Origin of the sequence: Streptomyces uncialis (assembly GCF_001905345.1) — a bacterium.
Lineage (GTDB): Bacteria > Actinomycetota > Actinomycetes > Streptomycetales > Streptomycetaceae > Streptomyces > Streptomyces uncialis.
Map to the genome: position 1 here is coordinate 283167 of NZ_LFBV01000010.1, position 16900 is coordinate 300066.

Below are 16900 nucleotides of genomic sequence, written 5' to 3' on the forward strand. Positions count from 1 at the left end.
AGCGCCGAGCGGAGCCCGGGGGAGCCCGTCCCACGCGGGGGCCGCAGCCTCCTAGAGCGGCGCCAGCGTGCGGTCCAGCGCGGTCCGGCCCGCCGGGCCCCAGGTCGGCTTGCCGCCGGGCAGGCCCTGGTCGCCGGCCTGGCCTATGCGGATGAGGACGAGGCTCTTCACCGCGGCCAGGCCCCGGGCGCGGCGGATCATCGCCTCGTCCGCGCGGGTGTACGTGTCGAAGAACCGTGCGGCCGAACCGGCGGGCAGCAGCACCCACGCGGCGGCGACATCGACCGCCGGGTCGCCCTTGCACATGTCACCGAAGTCGATCACGCCCGCGAGTGTGCCGTCCGTGGTGACGACGTTCGCCGGGTGGAGGTCGCCGTGCAGCCACAGCGGCGGGCCGTCCCATTCGGGCGCCGCGAGGGCGTCGTCCCATACGGCCTGGACACGGTCGAGTTCAGCGGCGGGCGTCCCGGAGGCGGCGACTTCCTCCAGTATCTTCTCGACGGTCCCGTGGAACGTTTTGAGGGGAACGCCGCGGTCCGGACTGACCGGTGCCTCCGGGGGCGCCTCCGTGTGGAGTGCTTCGAGGAAGTCCGCCAAGGTACCGGCCGCGCTGTCGTGGCTGAGGGGGGCGTGGTCGGCCGGTGTGCCGGGGACCCAGGTCACGATGGTCCACGGGCGTGGGAATCGGGCGGACGGTTGGCCCATCCGCACGGGGGTCGGGACGGGCAGCGGAAGGTGTGGGGCCAGGGCGGGGAGCCAGCGGTGCTCCTTGCGCAGGAGGGCGGGCGCGCGTTCCGAGCGGGGGATGCGGACCGCCAACTGCTCCCCGAGGCGCCAGAGTTGGTTGTCCCAGCCGCCGGTGACCTCACGTACGTCCGGTCCCGCCAGGTCCGGGTGCTGTTCCCGTACCAGTGCGCGCACCAGTCCTTCGTCGATCTCGAAGTCGTCCATCGCCTCAGCCAATCATCAACGGCGACGCCGCCACGACGGGATTCCGTCGTGGCGGCGTGTCACCGGATGAGCGACCCGGCCGTCATGGCCGGCTACTTCGGGTCGTGGTTGAACTTCGAGGTCGACCAGAAGTAGCCGAGGAGCGCGAGGCCCACGCACCAGACGACGGCGAGCCATCCGTTGTGGCCGATCCCGCTGCCGAGCAGCAGCCCGCGCAGGGTCTCGATGGCGGGGGTGAACGGCTGGTACAGGGCGACCGGCTGGAACCAGCCCGGCATCGTGTCGACCGGGATGAAGGCGCTGGACAGCAGCGGCAGGATCATCAGCGGCAGGGCGTTGTTGCTGGCGGCCTCGGCGTTCGGGCTGATCAGGCCCATGCCGACCGCGATCCAGGTGAGGGCCAGGGCGACCAGTGTCAGCAGTCCCAGCGCCAGCAGCCACTCCAGGGCGGTGGCGTCCTGGGCCCGGAACCCGATGGCCACCGCGACGGCCCCGACGAGGATCACGCTCATCATGCACTGCACCACGCTGCCGACGACGTGCCCGACGAGCACCGAACCGCGGTGGATCGCCATCGTGCGGAAGCGGGCGATGATGCCTTCGGTCATGTCGTTGGAGACGGACACCGCCGTCCCGATCGTGGTGCTGCCGATGGTCAGCAGCAGGATGCCGGGGACGATGTAGGCGATGTAGTCGGAGCGGTCCGCGCCGCCGCCGCCGATGCCCGCGCTCATCACGTCACCGAAGATGTAGACGAAGAGCAGCAGCAGCACGACCGGGCTGAGCAGCAGGTTCAGGGTGAGGGACGGATAGCGCCGGGCGTGCAGGAGATTGCGGCGCAGCATCGTGGACGAGTCGCGCACGGCGAGGGAGAGGGCACTCATCGGACGGTCTCCTTGGTCTGGTCGGTCGCGTCGCTGCCGCCGGTCAGGGCGAAGAAGACGTCGTCGAGGTCGGGGGTGTGCACGGTCAGCTCGTCGGCCTCGACGCCGATCGAGTCCAGCCAGTCGAGCAGGGAGCGCAGTTCGCGCTGGGTGCCGTCGCTGGGGATCTGGAGGGTGAGCGACTCGTCGTCGGGGGCGCCCCCCGGCCGGGCGGGGCCGGGAGCCGGGGCGAGGGTGGCGTCGCGCAGGGCGACGGCGGCGGAGCGGTACGCGGCCGGGTCGTCGAAGCGGAGGCGGATGTGTCCGCCGGGGATGAGCCGCTTGAGTTCGTCGGCGGTGCCCTCGGCGGCGATCCTGCCGTCGTGGAGGACCGCGATGCGGTCGGCGAGCTGGTCGGCCTCCTCCAGGTACTGGGTGGTGAGGAAGACGGTGACGCCGTCGGAGAGCAGTTCGCGGATGATCTGCCACATGTTGTGGCGGCTGCGGGGGTCGAGGCCGGTGGTCGGCTCGTCGAGGAAGATGATCCGCGGGTCGCCGACGAGGGTCATGGCGAGGTCGAGCCGCCGCTTCATCCCGCCGGAGTAGGTGGAGGCGGGCTTCTTCGCGGCCTCCGTCAGGCCGAACCGGGCGAGCAGTTCGGCGGCCACCCGCTTCCCCTCCCGCCGGGGCAGATGGTGCAGGTCCGCCATGAGGAGCATGTTCTCCTCGCCGGTGATCAGGCCGTCCACGGCGGAGAACTGGCCGGTGACACCGATCGCGGCGCGGACCGACTGGGGGTCGGTGGCCAGGTCGTGGCCGCCGACGCGGATGCCGCCGGAGCCCTCACCGGCGGAGAGCAGCGTGGAGAGGATCTTGACGACGGTGGTCTTGCCGGCACCGTTCGGGCCGAGCAGCGCGAAGACGCTGCCCGCCGGGATGTGCAGGTCGACGCCGTCGAGGACGAGCTTGTCACCGTAGGACTTGCGCAGGCCGGTGGCGGAGACGGCGGTGGGCTGGTCCTTGCTGGTGCCGCGCCTGGGCGTGGGCATGACAGATGAAGCCATGTGGCTCTCCCGATCGGGGGCTGGTGGGGACGGAGGGGGAGGTGGAGAGGTGGAGAGGTGGAGCGCGCCGGGGAAGGGCGGGGCTCAGACGCGGGCGCGGCGGATGTCGATGTTCCCGTGGCGCGTACGGGCGCGGACCTCGACGGTGTCCTCGGACTCGTCGGGGCTCGCGGAGGCGGTGAGCGTGTTGCGCACCTGGCCCATGTGGGAGCTGACGTCGAGCCAGGTGGCGGTGCCCTCGCGGATGCCGATCTCGATGGCGCCGTACGCGGTCTCCAACTGGACGGTGCCACGGGCGACATCGGCGACGCGCAGGGTGCCGTGCGCCGTGGTGGCGGCGACCGAGCTCTCGGCGCGGGTGATGGTGATGTCGCCGTTGGAGCCCCTCACCCGCAGATCGCCGGTCACGCTGCCGACGGTCGTGCTGCCGTGCGAGTTCTTCAGTACGGCGGGGCCGTCGACGGTGCCGATATGCAGACTGCCGGAGCTGGTGGTGATCTCGGCGGAGCCGTCGACCCGCTCGACGGTGATCGAGCCGTGCGCGGCGGTCAGGTGCAGCGGGCCGGTCGTGTCCAGCCGGACGTCACCGGACGAGCTCTTCACCCGGACCTCGCCGAGCCGCCCCTCACCGAGCACCTGGACCCAGGCGCCGGTGACGTCGAGGTGCGAGCCCGTGGGCAGTTCGACCGTCACATCGACGGTGCCGGAGGGCCCGACGAGGTAACGCGCCTTGGGCGTCCTGACGGTCAGGGTGCCGCTCACGTACGTCACCTCGGTCTGCTCGGCGGCCCGTACGTCCTGGCTCCGCTTCGGGTCGCGGGGCCGTACCTCGACGACCGTTTCGAGTGTCTTGGCCGCGGTGAACTGGATGGAACCGGCGGAGACGTGAGCGTTGGCCGAGATGGGTTCGGGCGTGTCGAAAGAAGGCATGGCTGTCCCGTCCTCATGAGTCCGTGGGCCGTCCCCGCTGGTGGGACGTGATGGGTGTGAAGTGGGCGGGCGTGGGCGCGGCTAGCGCACCCAGCCCGTGAAGCTCTGTCCGACGGTGCGGGACCTCTCGGCCGGCCGCGGCCGGGCGCCGCCGTCCGCCGCGGCCGACACGGCCCGCACCAGCCACGCGTTGACCGACAGGCCCTCGCGGCTCGCGGCCTCCTCGGCGCGCGCCTTGAGGTGGGCCGGCAGCCGCAGATTGACGCGGGCGGTGCCGCCCTCGTCGGTGTCGGCGGAGGCCGGGGCCGGGAGCGGTGCGGGCGGCTGCGCCTCGTGCGGCGCGGTGCGCTCCTCGTGCTGCGGCAGCACCACCACGAAGTCGGGGTCGAGGCCCCGCAGTCGTACGTCGACCGAGCCGGGGGCGAGTTCACGGGTGATCTCGTCCATGGCGGCGGACAGCACGTTCAGCAGGGTCAGACGGGTGGCCGACTCCAGCGGAGCGGTCAGCCGCTCGGCGAGCTCGCGGGCTTCGTCACCCCCGGCTTCGGCGGCCACCGCCAGTTCCCTGCGGAGTGTTTCGACGTACGGCGTGAGGTCCATGACGCCATCATGGCACCACAGTGGCGCCATCCGCAAGTCCAGGAGTGCCACCGGCAGGGCGAGACAGGTTCCCCCCTCACGCCCCGGTCGCATAACCGCAGGTCAGCAGCGCTGCGGAGGCGCGTGAAGCGATGGCACCACACGGTCGCCGGGTGATGTCACACAGCACCTGGCGCGGCGACGTGGCACCGCATGGCGTCACGTGGCGCCACATGACGCCATGAGGTGCCACGTGATGCCATGCGGCGATACGTGACGCCATGCGGCGCCAAGTATCGCCACGCTCCGCGCGGGTCACCTCTCCAGCGCTTCGCGCTGCGCCGGGGTCAGACGGTCCGGTCTCGCGGTGACGGCGTACGTCCCGGGTCCGACGGTCCGCAGGGCGAGGGGGTCGGCGAGGTCCGGCCGCCGCCGGAGCGCGTCGAGGGCGGCGACGGCGCGGTGCCGGGGCCAGCCGAGCGCGGCGGCCACCGCGTCCAGGGTGAGCGGCCGACCCGAGTGGACCAGGGCGGCGAGCACGGTCAGCACGTCGTACGCGACGGCGTCCGCGAGGGTGCTGTCGCGCATCTGGTCTCTCAGCCGGGCGAAGAACCGGCCCATCCTGTCGAGCCGTCCCCCGGCCGTCGTGTCCGCGCCGAAGAGCTCGGCGCCCCGCAGCGCGGCGGTCGCGATCTCGCCGTGCGCGCCGGTGTCGGCCTGCCACGCCCGGAGCCAGACATCGTCGTCGATGAGATACCGCTCTCGGCGCCGACCGGGATCGGACCGGCGCACCACCAGCTCCATCGCTTCGAGGGAGCCGATCGACTTGGACACCGACGCCGGGCTGACCTGGAGCCGCCGCACCAGATCGGCCGCCGTCAGACCGTCGGCGTCGGCGGTGACCAGGGAGACGAACACCCGGGAGGTCATCCGGGGCAGGCCGGTCGCGGCCAGCAGACCCGCGAAGCGGTCCACGAAGGCGCGCACCTCGCCGGACCACCGCCCGCCCTCGGACGACCACCCTTCCCCGGACGACGGGCCACCCCCGGGCGACGCACCATCCCCCGACAACCTCTCGTCGGCCGCAGGTCCGGGCCGGACCGGTCGCGCCGGTCCGCTCCGGCGGGCGCGGAGGTCGGCGGCTCCCTGGGCGTGGTCGGCGAGGTAGCCGCCCGGCGCGCTGTTGCGGGCGGCCTCGCGGCTGATCGTGGACGTCGGACGGCCGAGCCGCCGGCCGATCTCGGCGTACCCGAGCCCGTCGGCCAGCCACCCGGCGATCAGACACCGGTCCTCATGGGTCAGCCTGCCTCCCGGCACCGGAACACCTCTTCCCCTTGCGTTCAACTGCGTTCAGCGACAGCACATCGCAACGGCCCTCGCGGGCACGGCCGAACAGTTGCATTCAATCGCAACTCCGTTGCAACGATTGGCGTTTACCTGCCCTTTCCATGCCACCTTTCGTTGACCCGGACCAAAACGCAACGTAGCTTTTCGCCATCCGGAAAGAGAGGGCGCAGATGATGCAGGTGATGGCCGTGTCGACCGTGTCGGACGACGACAAGTTCTGGAGCGGGCTGAAGAAGGCACACGCCGGACTCCCCCAGGGCGCCGGATGGACGCTGGCGGTGGCGAGCAAGGGCGGGGCCAAGGCGGTGAACATCATCAGCCATGACTCCGTGGACGGGGTGAGGGAATTCTTCGAGGCGCACGCCGGTGCCTACGCCACGACGGAGTACTTCGAGGCGGACGCCGCGAACGCGGTCGGTCTCCCGCGATGACGGTCGACGTACCGCGGATCGAGGCGCGGCTGGCCGAACTGCTGGCGGAGTACGGGATACCGAGCGCGGCGATCGGCGTGCTCCACGGCGGGAGGATCACCGAACTCGCGGCAGGCGTCAGGAACGTGGAGACGCGGCAGCCCGTGACGACGGACACCGTCTACCAGTGCGGCTCCCAGACCAAGACATGGACCGCGCTGGCCTTCATGCAGCTGGTCGCCGAAGGGAAGGCGGATCTGGACGAGCCGGTGCGGACATGGCTGCCCGGCTTCACGGTGGCCGATCCGGAGGCGTCCGCCAAGGTGACACCACGCCACCTGCTGCACCACACGGGCGGTACCGAGGAGTCCTACGGCGATCCCGGCGAGGGCGACGACGTCCTGGAGCGGATGGTCGGGAACGCGGCCGGCGCGACCCAGGTCTTCCCGGTCGGCAGTACCCATGGATACAGCGCGGCGCTGGGCTACGCGATCCTCGCGCGCGTCCTGGAGGTACGGGACGGCAAACCCTGGGACGAGGTCATGCGGGACCGCCTCTTCGACCCCATGGGCCTGACCAGCACGCACACCCGCCATGAACAGGTCGACGCGACCCGGGCCGCGACCGGGCACCTGATCCGCTCCCTGGCGGAAGGCCCCCTCGTCACACCGGTGGACCATCTGCCGCGCGCCTTCGGCCCCGGCGGCAACATCACCTCCACGACCCGGGAGACGCTCGCCCTGGCGCATGTCCTCCTCCACGAAGGCATCGCGCCGAACGGAAGGCGCGTCGTCCCGGCGGAGAGCGTCCGGGAGATGAGGAGTTCACGGGTGCCGGTGCCGGACCCGTATCTGTTCGGGCCGCAGTGGGCGCTCGGTCTCATGGTGTGCGACTGGCACGGTGAGACCGTCTACGCGTCCGACGGCAGCACGATCGGCCAGCACGCCCGGCTGCGGCTCCTGCCGGACTCCGGCACCGCCGTCGTCATGCTGACGAACGGCGGACCCCGGGAGAGCTTCTTCCGGGCGGTGTTCCACGAGATCCTGACCGGCCTCGGCACGGCCACCGTCCCCGGCCCGCCCGTACCGGACCCGGCCCTCGACCTCGACCCGTCCCGGTACACGGGCGTCTACGAACGGCCCGGCGCACGGTACGAGGTGTCGGGCGAGCGCGGAAGGCTGTACGTGACCCTGGACCTCGACCCGACGACGGCCGCGTTCCTCCAAAAGCCCGACCGCGTCCGCCACGAACTGCTCCCGATCAGCGGAACGCATTTCCTGATGCCGCCGACCGACCCGCTGGAGGACACCCGGACGGTCGCGCTCCACGACTTCACGGACGGCACCGCCCGGTACCTCCACACCAACGGCCGGACGCACCCGAGGACGAGCCCCGGCCCGATTCCCCGGACGGCTCCGCGACTTAAGTACGAGCCCGCGCCGTGAACCACCGACTTCGGTCGACGGACCACCACCCCGAGCCCGTTCCGGGGAGTGGCGACGCCTGCCTAGATTCGAGCCATGACTTCCTCCACCCCCAACTCCCCCCTGACCGTCTTCACCGGACTGATCTGTTTCATCCTGGTCGTCGGCGGCGCGAGCGGGCTGCTGCGCGAGTGGCTCGGCTGGATTCACTTCATGGGATTCGTCCGCTATCTCACGGTGGACGGATATGAGACGTACAGCTACGCGGCAATGGTCATCCTCGGTGTCGCGGTGGGGGCGGCGGGTGACGCGCTCGCGCGCCGCCATGGCTGACCCGTCGGGCGGCCCGGTTCCCCGGCGCACCGCTCCCCAGGCCTCCGCACCCGAACCCACCTGGCCCTGTGCGGGGAGGTCCGGGGGCGGCGGGCCCTGAGGGGTCGCGGGAGCGAGGTGGACGGGAGAGCGGAGGTCAGGGCCTGGCGCGGTGGGCGCGTCGTCGGGCGGTGATCAGCAGTGCCGCGCCGCCGAGGAAGGCGGTGCCCGCGACGAGTGCGGTGGCGACGAGGTCGGACCCGGTGCTCGCGAGCCAGGACGACGGCTTCGGCGTCACGGCCGTCGTGACCACGCAGTTCTGACCGGGGACGGCGGACGCCCGCGCGGGACACTCCCCCGGCCGCCCACCGGCACCACCGGCCGCACCGCCGACGGAGCCACCGACCGCACCGGCGTTCGCACCGCTACCGGAACCACCCTCAACGGAGCCGCCGTTCGCGGACCCGCCACTGCCGGAACCACCGGACGCACCGCCCGAGCCGCTGCCGCTACCCGAACCGCTCCCGCTCCCGCTCCCGCCATCACTCCCGCTACCGCCGGACCCGCCGCTCGGCGCACCGCTCGGGTTCGTGCCAGGTGTGGGCGTGGGGTCGGGGCCGGGGTCCTTGTCGGGGGTGACGCCGATCCGGGAGAGGCCGTTGACGATACGGGCGCCCTCGCCGGTGACCTTCTTGACGGTGACCGAGTAGGTGAGTGTCTCGGTGCCGCCCGCCCTGACCGGGGTCGACCACAGCATCCGTGCGTCACCGATCACCACCTTCCCGGCGGTGGCCTTCGCGTCGCCGTTGAACCGGGTGTGGGTGAGGACGTCGGACATGTCGTCCTCGACGCCCGCCGGGTCGCCCGCCACGAAGTCCGCGTCACCGACATTGCGGGCCGTGACCGTGTACGTCACCGTGTCGCCCGGGTGCACCGGGCCCGAGGTGTCGGCGGTCTTCGTGAAGTGGAGCTTCGGGACGGTGATCGCGGCGCAGGCGGTGGCCCGGCCGACGAGCGTGTCCGTCGAGGTCAGCGACACGGAGTTGCCGTAACCCCGGCCTCCCTCAGGGCCGCACGCCACGTCCTCGGCGGTCAGGTACATCGCGTCCGACCGCGCCGTGACCGTCACCCGGTACTCCCGTGTCCCGGGGCCGTCGCCGGTCGCCGCCGGAACCCGGTCCGTGCCGGTGAACAGGGCCGTGTCCGGGGTGACCGTGGCGTCGCCGACCTTGGTGAGGCCGCCGTTGAAGCGCGGGTTCATGGTCGCGCCGCCGCTGTCGGCCGTCACCTTCAGGACGCGGACGCCCCGGGGGAACGACAGGGTGTCGTCCAGCTTGTGGACGAGACCGCCGGCCGCGGTACGCGACTCGTTGGTGACGGTGATGACGTAGCCGATGTCCCAGGTGCCGTCGGCGTTGCGCCGCGGCGCGCCGTCGACCGTCTTGGTGACGGTCGGCTTCGCGGGGGCGGCGCAGGAGTCCGCGGTCCGCTGCGAGCCGTCGGTGAGGGTGAGGGTGGCGCGGTTGGCGAAGCCGCCCGCGGCGCCGTCGACACAGAGCCCCGGGGCGGCTCCGGCCGTGCCGTGCGCGTCGGCGGTGACGGTCACGGCCCACTCGTGGGTGGCGCCGCCGGGGAGTTCCACGTCCGTGGCGAGTTCGCCGGTGCCGTTCCAGTCGTCGTTCCCGGTGACGCCGTCCGGGGCGCTCACCCTCGTGCCGGTCACGTCGATGCCCGCGCCGGGGCGGAGGTCGTCCGCGAGGTCGTAGCGGGCCGGGCGGTGCGGGTCGGGGTTGGTGACCGCCAGGTCGTAGACGACCGTCCAGCGGCCGTCGTCGCGCTGCCCGGCCGAGCGGACCGACTTGGCGAGCAGCGGGGCGAAGCCGTCGGTGGTCGTGGCGCAGGGCACCCCGTCCTCGTCGCGGCCGGCCGTGCTGTCGCAGACGGTTCCTTCGTCGGCGCCGTACGCGGTGTTGCGCAACGTGTGGTCGCCGTCGCCGTGGCCGTCGACGCGCACCCGGTAGGTGAGGGTGACGGTGTCGCCGACCGCCAGGGCGCCCGCCCACCGCAGGACTCCGTCCGACGGGTCGGGCAGGGGCTCGGAGGGGCCGCCGCCGGTGGTCACGGACGCGGAGCCGGTCACGAACGACGCGTCGTCCAGGACTCCGTCCAGATGGTCGGTGAGCACGGCGGGGGTGGACAGCGTGTGGTCGGCCGTCCCGGAGTTCGTCGCCGTCACCGTGTACGTGACGGTGTCACCGGCGCTGACCCCGGCGGACGGGATGCCCGACACCTTGGTCAGGGTCAGGGAGCGGACCGCGTCGGTGTCCGAGGCGTCGGCGGTCAGTGTCCGCCCGCTGTCGGCGGGGTCGGGGGCGGTGACGCGGGCGGAGTTGACGACCGCGCCGCGGGCCCCGGGCAGCACCCGCACCCGCACCTCGACCGTCGCGGTGGCACCGGTACCGTCCGTCGTGCGGTCGCCGTCCGGGGAGGGGACCCCCGCACGGCCCAGGTCGCCCAGGGTCCAGGTCACCGTGCCGCCGGGCCGGTTGCCGAAGGCGTCGGCGTCGCGCTGGTCGCTGACGGTGCCGCCGTCGGTCGCGGACACGAACTCCAGCCCGTCCGGGAGGGTGTCGGTGAGGGTGGCGCCGGTGATCCGTTCGCCGGGCAGCAGGTTGGCCGCCTCCAGGGTGTAGCCGTACTCCTCGCCCACGGCCACGTCGTCCCGGCCGTCGGTCTTCGTCAGCGCGAGTCCGGCGGTCGTGGGGCCGACCCGCACGCACCCCGTGGCCTCGTTGTTCGCGGGGCGCGGGTCATGCATGGGGCCCGTGGCGGAGGCGGGGGCGCAGATCCGGCCCGACGTGGTCGGGGTGACCGGTACGTCCAGTGCGGTGGTCACGCCCTTGCGGAGCGGTCTCGGCTCGCCGTCGTCGTCCACGGGCGCGCAGGTCAGGGTGAGCGGGCCGTCGAGCGGGGCGCTGCCCGGCTCGGCGGTGCATGTCCAGCCCTGCGGCGTCAGGCTGTCGACCGTCAGACCGGCCGGGACCGCGACGGTCACGGTCGCGGCCGTCTCCCGCGAACCGCCGCCGTGGGTGACGGTGAACGGCAGCACTCCGGGGCGGCCCACCTGCAACGGCAGCCGCTCGGGGACACCGGCCTCCAGGTCGGCCTCCTGGGTCGCCGCGCACACCGGACGGGGTTCCGACGGCAGCGTCTGACGGCTGTCGAGGGCGACCGAGTTGCACGCGACGGCGTCGGCCTCCGTGCCCGGGGCGACCGCGGCGACGAACACGAAGGCCGCCTCCTGGCCGGGTGCGAGGTCACCGGTGACCGTCGCGCGGATCGCCTTCTTCCCCGCCGGGCCGGGGCCCCAGTCGTCGGTGGTGCCGGGCGCGGCCGGGTTCACCTCGGCGCGCGCGGGGTTCGTGGACGCCGAGTACTCCAGCCGCAGGTTCGCGGAGATGTCCGGGACGCTGTCGAGCGTCTCGTCGAAGGTGCTGCCGCGCGGGGTCGACGCGGTACCGGCGCTCGTGCCCCGGTCACCCGTGTGCGGCAGCACGTCGTACGCGACCACCTCGCTGAGCGTGGTGTTCCCGGTGTTCCTCAGGGTGACCCGGTAGCGGATGTCGGTGGCCGTCGGCGCGACGCCCACCAGTTGGTCGGGGTCGGACAGCCAGGCGCATCCGTCGGGCGCGCCGGGGTTCGGCAGACAGATCTCCTTGACGGCGCTCAGCCCGTCGGCGGAGGAGACCGTCACGTTCTGCGCGGCGCTGGAGAACCATTCGTCCGTCGAGCCGTCGCCGTCGATGTCGGGGGCGTCCTGGACGGCGTTCGCGTACGTGGCCTCGGTGCTGGTCCAGGTGTGCCGGGAGTCGCCCGCCCAGGCGGTGGCCGTGCTCCGGGTACCGGCGGTCACCAGGTGGGTGGGCCGGGCGACGACCTCCATCGTCGGCCACGTCGTGTTCTCACCGAACGACACATCGTCCGGCCAGGTGGCGACGACCGCCTCACGGGGCTCCCCGCCGACGGTCTTCGTCGTGCGGTCGAACGACACCCCGTCCGGAGCCGAACCGGACGGGAAGGAGGCCGAGTCGGGGTTGACCGTCCAGCCGGTCGGCGCGAGGAACACGTACTGCGGGGTCATGTCCACGTCGCCGGGGATGTTCGACGTCGTCGCGCGGACGCCGAACGTCACGTTCCTGCCCGGGACGGCGTTACCGCCGCCCTCCACCGTGGCGGGTGACGTGAACGCGGCCGTGACGGTCGGCCGCTGCCGCGGCGTCTCCTGGAACCGGATCGTGCGGGAGGCGGGGCCCAGTGCCATCGCGGACAGGTCGCTGTCCGGCCATGACATCGTCGCCGTCGCCGTGTTGGTCCGGGTCTCTCCGACCGGAGCGGCCGTGGCGACCTTGTAGTGGAAGTTCACGCGGAACGGGGTGCCTCCGGTGTCACCGGGCCGGTTGTTCGTCGCCTTGATGACGCCGCTGGTGACCTTCGCCTTGGTGAACCAGGTACCGGCGGGGGCGTTGACCGCGCCGTTCGACGTCCCCGTGACGCCGTCGCTGCGCGTCCACTCGGCCTTGGCGACGGGTGTCGTGGCGGAGGGCTCGATCCTGTCGACCCGTGCGTCGGGCTGGTCCAGTGCGCCGTCCTCGATCACCGCGACGCCGTCGACGTTCGACTGGTTGTGGGCCGTCACGGACCAGTGGAAGCCGTTGTCCGCGAACGGCGCGAGGCCCGCACCCGGGGTGCAGACCCGGTTCCAGTCGTCGCGGCCACGGGCGGGGCAGGTCATCCCGGCCACGTCCGGCGGGACGTTCACCAGACGGGTCTGCCCGGTGTAGGAGCTGTACGTGCTCTCCTTGCCCAGTTGCGCCCGGGCGAACGGCGCGTAGCACGACACCTGGTGCTTCATCACCTGGGTCGCGGTCCTGGTGGTGCGGTCCGGGTCGAGATAGGTGGCCGAGACGGTCATCTCGCTGCTCACGGTCTCGTCGAAGTCGCAGCCGCGGGGGTCGTCGGTGAAGTTGGCCGCCGGGTAGTTCACGGTGACCTTGCGCGGGTAGGAGTTGCCGCGGGACGTCCAGTTGCGGGTGTCGGTGTGGCCCCAGCCTCCCGCCGCGACCGGGTCGGGGGCGTCCTTCGTCCCGTGCGACCAGGTGACGGTGTGCGCCGCGCTGTCGTACACACCGGCGCCGGTGCTCGACACGTAGACCGCGCGCGGGTCCAGCTTCTCGACGACGGTGTAGCTGCCGGCGCCGACCCACTCCGACGAACCCCGGACGCTGCTGCTGTCGAAGCGGGTGATCGCGCCCGAGCTCATGTAGAGCTCCCAGGCGACATCGGTCCCGGCCTTGACCGATCCCGGGTTCACCTGCCTGAGGGCCGGTTCGGGAACCTTGTTCGCCCAGGTCACCGGCTGCGCGTCGGCGCGGGCGGGCCCGGTGGCGGTCGTCGAGTCCATGGTGGCCGACATCAGGATCTTGAACCCGGACGGGTAGTACTGGGCCGCGGTCACCGTCGCCCCGCCGCCGGTCGGGTTGATGCCGTAGACCACGAGGAACGTGCCTGACATACCGGCGCGCAGGTCGCCGAGGCTGATCGCCCTGCCCGTCGCGTCCGTACCGCCGACCGACGCGTCCGGCAGCCCGGCCGGAGGCGTCCAGTTCGCGTAGACCAGCATCCGCTCGCCCTGCAATCCGTTCGGGTCGGGCTGCGACGGCGACATCCGCACGGTGGCTCCGTCGCAGTCGGCCGCGGCACAGGAGTACCCGACCTTGTACGCGACGGAGTTGTCGTGCGTGCCGAAGGAAGCCGTCGTCTGCGGCGCCCCGGTGGTCGGGTCGACGGCCTCCACGGAGACATCGAGGACGGCGGTCCCCGGGGCCGCCTGCGCGGTCATCGCGGGCATCAACAGCCCCGCCACCAAGGCGAAGGCGGCCAGTGCGGCGAAGGTGCCGCGCCTGCGTATCGCCGCCCGGAGAGTGCCTTTGCGGTACGCCACCGAATTCCTCCTGGATTCACGCGCGGGGCATTGCCTTCGAGGCATGCCGGAGAGGCACCGGATCCGGCGTCGGGCGCATGACCGAAAGGGGTGCTCAGCACGTCTTGGGGCGGTGACACGCGAGTTCGCACACAGCCGGAACATCGCGTTCCGTAGCTGACCATCAGTCAGACAGTAACAGTACGGATCTCATCACATCAACCAATACGGACATATCAAGTTCCCGAATGAACCGCTTTGTGACGCATGCCACGCACCCCGGACACCACGGCTATTCCCACGGCAGCACCCCGGACCGACAGCGGCGCACGGCAATTCATCGACATATCAACCGGCTGAATTCACGCCGGAGAAGCGGGTTCGACGGGTCCACGATTCACTGTCGGGAATTCCGCCTCCGCCGCTCCGAACGCCTTGTCCGCCGCACCTCACAGGGCAGGGCCCGAAAGGCAGGGTCAAGGCTTAACGGTCGGCCCCGGCGTCGAGGCTGCCCAGGATCAGGCCGGTCAGCGCGGTGACCGCTTCGCCGTCGGTCGCCCGCTCCCCGTTCAGCTCGGCGGCGATCGCCTCGGCCGCACCCAGCACACCGACGCACCGCAGCCGCAGGGCCTGGGGCGCGAGGCCGGAGTACGGCAGCAGCGCGGCGGCCATCAGGTCCGTGTAGCCGTCGGTCGACTCGCGCTGGACCGCCTCCATCTCCGGGTTCCCCTTCAGCGCGGCGGAGACGGCGCCGAGCTCCGGCATGTCGGTGGCGCAGGCGAAGTAGGCGGCGCTGATGACGCGGGCGACCTCACCGGCGCTGGGCTCGGCGTCCCGCAACGCCTGGGTGATCGCGGCCCGGTGGCGGTCGTCGAGCCGTTGGTGGAGCGCGAGCAGCAGGCCGGGGCGGGTGGCGAAGTGGTCGTAGGCGATCGGCCTGCTCACCCCGGCCTCCTCCGCGAGGGTGACCAGGGTCAGCCCGTCGGCGCCCCGGGTGCGCACGATCACCAAGGCGGTGTCGAGCAGCTGCTCCCGCCTGGCCTGCTTGGACAGACGGGTCGGTGCGGCGGCCATGGCCCTCCCTCTCACTCCCTTGCGTTCCCGTCCCAATCTAAGCTACAAAACGTAGGCTACAAAATGTAGCTTCATGGATGTGAGGGGAACCCACAGTGGGACAGTCGGAATCGGTACTGATCCTGGGCGGCACGGGCCAGGCGGGAGCGGGGGCCGCCGCCCTCCTGCGCCAATGGCACCCGGCGCTGCCGCTGACGATCGCGGGTCGTGACCTCGACCGCGCCCAGCGGGTGGCCGACGAACTCGGAGCCGCCACGGCCACGACCATCGATCTGCGGCGCGGCGATCTCGGCCTCCCGGCCGACCACCACTACTCGGCGGTGGTCGCCGCGCTCTGGGACGACCGTCTGCACGGACTGCGCTACGCGCAGCGTCACGGGCTGCCGTACCTCAGCATCTCCAGCGGACTGACGGACATCGCGCCGGAGGTCGTCGCGGGCGCCCAGCGGGCGAACGCCGCGCCGATCCTGGTGGCCAGCCACTACTGCGCCGGTACCGTCGTCCTCGCGGCCCTGCACACCGCCCGGCGGTTCGGCCGGGTCGACAGCATCCGGATCGGTGCGGTACTGGACGAGACGGACACCGGCGGGCCCGCCGGAATCGCGGATCTGGAGCGGTGGTCCACGGCCACCACGGCGGGACTCGTGCGCCGGGACGGCGTCTTCCACTGGATCACCGACCCCGACGCACAGGCGGATGTGCGCGGTACCGACGGCACCGGTCTGCCCGGCCGCAGCATCGCCATCCTCGACGTACCGAGCCTCGCCCTCGCGACGGACGCCCCCGACGTCCGCTTCGACTTCGCCGTCGGCGAATCCACGGGCCGGCGCCGCGGTGAACCCGCTTCCTTCGAGGTCCGGATCGACCTCGAAGGAACGGACCGGGAGGGTGCGCCGATCAGTACGAGCCGCTACCTGGTCCACCCGGCGGGGCAGCGCCCCTTGACCGCGACCGGCATCGCCCTCGGCGTCGAGCGCTTGCTCGGACTGCGCGGCGAAGCGGTCGCACCGGGCATCCACACCCCCGAGTCGTTGCTCGACCCGGCCTACGCGGTGCAGCGGCTGGAGGAGACCGGCGCCACCTTCATCGACACGCCTGGAGGCGGCTGACCCGCCCTGGATGTCTCACGGAGCAGCCACCACGGTCATGGCATCCGGTCGGGAAAGGAGGAGCCGACCTGGGACGTCTCACGGAGCAGCCGCCATGGTCACGGCATCCGGTGCGGGTCGGCCCGGCCGGGCGGAGGTACGCCGTCAGAGCGTTCCGGGGGTCACCATGCCGGACTCGTAGGCGACGATGACGAGTTGGGCGCGGTCGCGGGCGGCCAGTTTGCCCATGATGCGGCTGACATGGGTCTTGGCGGTGAGCGGGCTCAGCCCGAGCGAGAGGGCGATCTCCTGATTGGTCAGGCCCCGGGCGACCAGCCCGAGGACCTGGCGTTCGCGTTCGGTCAGGGTCTCGGGGCCGGGCGACCGCCCCGGGCCCGGGTCCGGGGCGCGCAGGGCGCGGGCGATCAGCCGGGCGGTGGGACCGGGCGACAGCAGGGCCTCGCCCGCCGCCACGAGCCGTATCGCGTCCAGGAGTTCGGCGGGCCGGGTGTCCTTCACCAGGAAACCGGAGGCACCGGCGCGCAGCGCGTCGATGATGTGCTCGTCGGTGTCGTACGTGGTGAGCACGAGGACCTTCACCCCCGCGAGGTCCTCGTCGGCGGCGATCAGCCGGGTCGCCTCGATCCCGTCGAGGTCGGGCATCCGGATGTCCATGACGACCAGGTCGGCCCGTGCGGTGCGGGCCAGGTCGACGGCCTCCCGGCCGGTGCCCGCCTGGCCGACCACCTCCATGTCGCCCGCCGATTCCACGAGCATCGCGAAGGCGGCCCGTACCAGCGTCTGGTCGTCGGCGAGCAGCACACGGATCGTCACGGGGTCCCCCTGGGAGTGTCGTTCGGCGTCGTACGCACCGCTTC

At 72.1% G+C, this 16900-nt stretch carries 13 protein-coding genes; 4 read left to right on the forward strand and 9 right to left on the reverse strand.

Annotation, left to right across the window (positions count from 1 at the left end; translation table 11 throughout):
- Nucleotides 1-51: 51 nt before the first annotated feature.
- The 6 genes from AB852_RS31555 to AB852_RS31580 all read right to left on the reverse strand — a co-directional run bounded on the left by AB852_RS31555 (nucleotide 52) and on the right by AB852_RS31580 (nucleotide 5704).
- Complete coding sequence (locus tag AB852_RS31555) at nucleotides 52-951, reverse strand: aminoglycoside phosphotransferase family protein (protein ID WP_073793626.1); 900 nt, start codon at nucleotides 949-951, stop codon at nucleotides 52-54.
- A gap of 92 nt (nucleotides 952-1043) precedes the next feature.
- Nucleotides 1044-1835, reverse strand: a complete 792-nt coding sequence (locus AB852_RS31560; protein WP_073793627.1) for an ABC transporter permease — start codon at nucleotides 1833-1835, stop codon at nucleotides 1044-1046.
- Nucleotides 1832-2863, reverse strand: coding sequence for an ABC transporter ATP-binding protein (locus AB852_RS31565; protein WP_073793628.1), 1032 nt, complete (start codon nucleotides 2861-2863; stop codon nucleotides 1832-1834). The genes AB852_RS31560 and AB852_RS31565 overlap by 4 nt, the downstream gene beginning before the upstream one ends.
- 99 nt (nucleotides 2864-2962) lie before the next feature.
- A complete protein-coding gene (locus tag AB852_RS31570) occupies nucleotides 2963-3808 on the reverse strand; it encodes a DUF4097 family beta strand repeat-containing protein (protein WP_073793629.1) in 846 nt (281 codons plus the stop codon).
- A gap of 81 nt (nucleotides 3809-3889) precedes the next feature.
- Nucleotides 3890-4408 carry a toxin-antitoxin system HicB family antitoxin gene (locus AB852_RS31575; protein WP_073793630.1) on the reverse strand — a complete coding sequence of 173 codons (519 nt, stop codon included), beginning with the start codon at nucleotides 4406-4408 and terminating at the stop codon, nucleotides 3890-3892.
- A gap of 294 nt (nucleotides 4409-4702) precedes the next feature.
- Complete coding sequence (locus tag AB852_RS31580; protein WP_073793631.1) at nucleotides 4703-5704, reverse strand: GbsR/MarR family transcriptional regulator; 1002 nt, start codon at nucleotides 5702-5704, stop codon at nucleotides 4703-4705.
- Between the two features lie 212 nt (nucleotides 5705-5916).
- Here AB852_RS31580 and AB852_RS31585 point away from each other — a divergent pair, with 212 nt between their 5' ends.
- From AB852_RS31585 to AB852_RS31595, 3 genes are all read left to right on the forward strand, one after another.
- Nucleotides 5917-6165, forward strand: coding sequence for a hypothetical protein (locus AB852_RS31585; protein ID WP_245876990.1), 249 nt, complete (start codon nucleotides 5917-5919; stop codon nucleotides 6163-6165).
- Nucleotides 6162-7589, forward strand: coding sequence for a serine hydrolase domain-containing protein (locus AB852_RS31590; RefSeq protein WP_073793632.1), 1428 nt, complete (start codon nucleotides 6162-6164; stop codon nucleotides 7587-7589). Before AB852_RS31585 ends, AB852_RS31590 begins: the two co-directional genes overlap by 4 nt.
- 75 nt (nucleotides 7590-7664) lie before the next feature.
- Entirely contained in the window at nucleotides 7665-7901 is a 237-nt protein-coding gene (locus tag AB852_RS31595; RefSeq protein WP_073793633.1) for a hypothetical protein, read from the forward strand.
- A gap of 136 nt (nucleotides 7902-8037) precedes the next feature.
- On the opposite strand, the gene AB852_RS31600 is transcribed toward AB852_RS31595, so the two are convergent.
- Together AB852_RS31600 and AB852_RS31605 are read right to left on the reverse strand one after the other, a co-directional pair.
- The gene (locus tag AB852_RS31600; RefSeq protein WP_073793634.1) at nucleotides 8038-13881 is read right to left on the reverse strand and encodes a DUF7927 domain-containing protein; all 5844 of its coding nucleotides are present in this window, start codon (nucleotides 13879-13881) and stop codon (nucleotides 8038-8040) included.
- 462 nt (nucleotides 13882-14343) lie between these two features.
- Nucleotides 14344-14934 carry a TetR/AcrR family transcriptional regulator gene (locus AB852_RS31605; RefSeq protein ID WP_073793635.1) on the reverse strand — a complete coding sequence of 197 codons (591 nt, stop codon included), beginning with the start codon at nucleotides 14932-14934 and terminating at the stop codon, nucleotides 14344-14346.
- A gap of 95 nt (nucleotides 14935-15029) precedes the next feature.
- On the opposite strand from AB852_RS31605, the gene AB852_RS31610 reads away from it, so the two are divergent.
- The gene (locus AB852_RS31610; RefSeq protein ID WP_073793636.1) at nucleotides 15030-16043 is read left to right on the forward strand and encodes a saccharopine dehydrogenase family protein; all 1014 of its coding nucleotides are present in this window, start codon (nucleotides 15030-15032) and stop codon (nucleotides 16041-16043) included.
- 144 nt (nucleotides 16044-16187) lie between these two features.
- Here the strand turns inward: AB852_RS31610 and AB852_RS31615 are convergent, their stop codons facing one another.
- Complete coding sequence (locus AB852_RS31615) at nucleotides 16188-16856, reverse strand: response regulator (RefSeq protein WP_073793637.1); 669 nt, start codon at nucleotides 16854-16856, stop codon at nucleotides 16188-16190.
- Between the last annotated feature and the right edge of the window lie 44 nt (nucleotides 16857-16900).

Coding starts and splice junctions, on each gene's coding strand:
- AB852_RS31585 (WP_245876990.1), top strand. CDS start 5,917: ATGGCCGTGTCGACCGTGTCGGACGACGACAAGTTCTGGAGCGGGCTG.
- AB852_RS31605 (WP_073793635.1), bottom strand. CDS start 14,934: ATGGCCGCCGCACCGACCCGTCTGTCCAAGCAGGCCAGGCGGGAGCAG.
- AB852_RS31560 (WP_073793627.1), bottom strand. CDS start 1,835: ATGAGTGCCCTCTCCCTCGCCGTGCGCGACTCGTCCACGATGCTGCGC.
- AB852_RS31565 (WP_073793628.1), bottom strand. CDS start 2,863: ATGCCCACGCCCAGGCGCGGCACCAGCAAGGACCAGCCCACCGCCGTC.
- AB852_RS31595 (WP_073793633.1), top strand. CDS start 7,665: ATGACTTCCTCCACCCCCAACTCCCCCCTGACCGTCTTCACCGGACTG.
- AB852_RS31590 (WP_073793632.1), top strand. CDS start 6,162: ATGACGGTCGACGTACCGCGGATCGAGGCGCGGCTGGCCGAACTGCTG.
- AB852_RS31570 (WP_073793629.1), bottom strand. CDS start 3,808: ATGCCTTCTTTCGACACGCCCGAACCCATCTCGGCCAACGCTCACGTC.
- AB852_RS31555 (WP_073793626.1), bottom strand. CDS start 951: ATGGACGACTTCGAGATCGACGAAGGACTGGTGCGCGCACTGGTACGG.
- AB852_RS31575 (WP_073793630.1), bottom strand. CDS start 4,408: ATGGACCTCACGCCGTACGTCGAAACACTCCGCAGGGAACTGGCGGTG.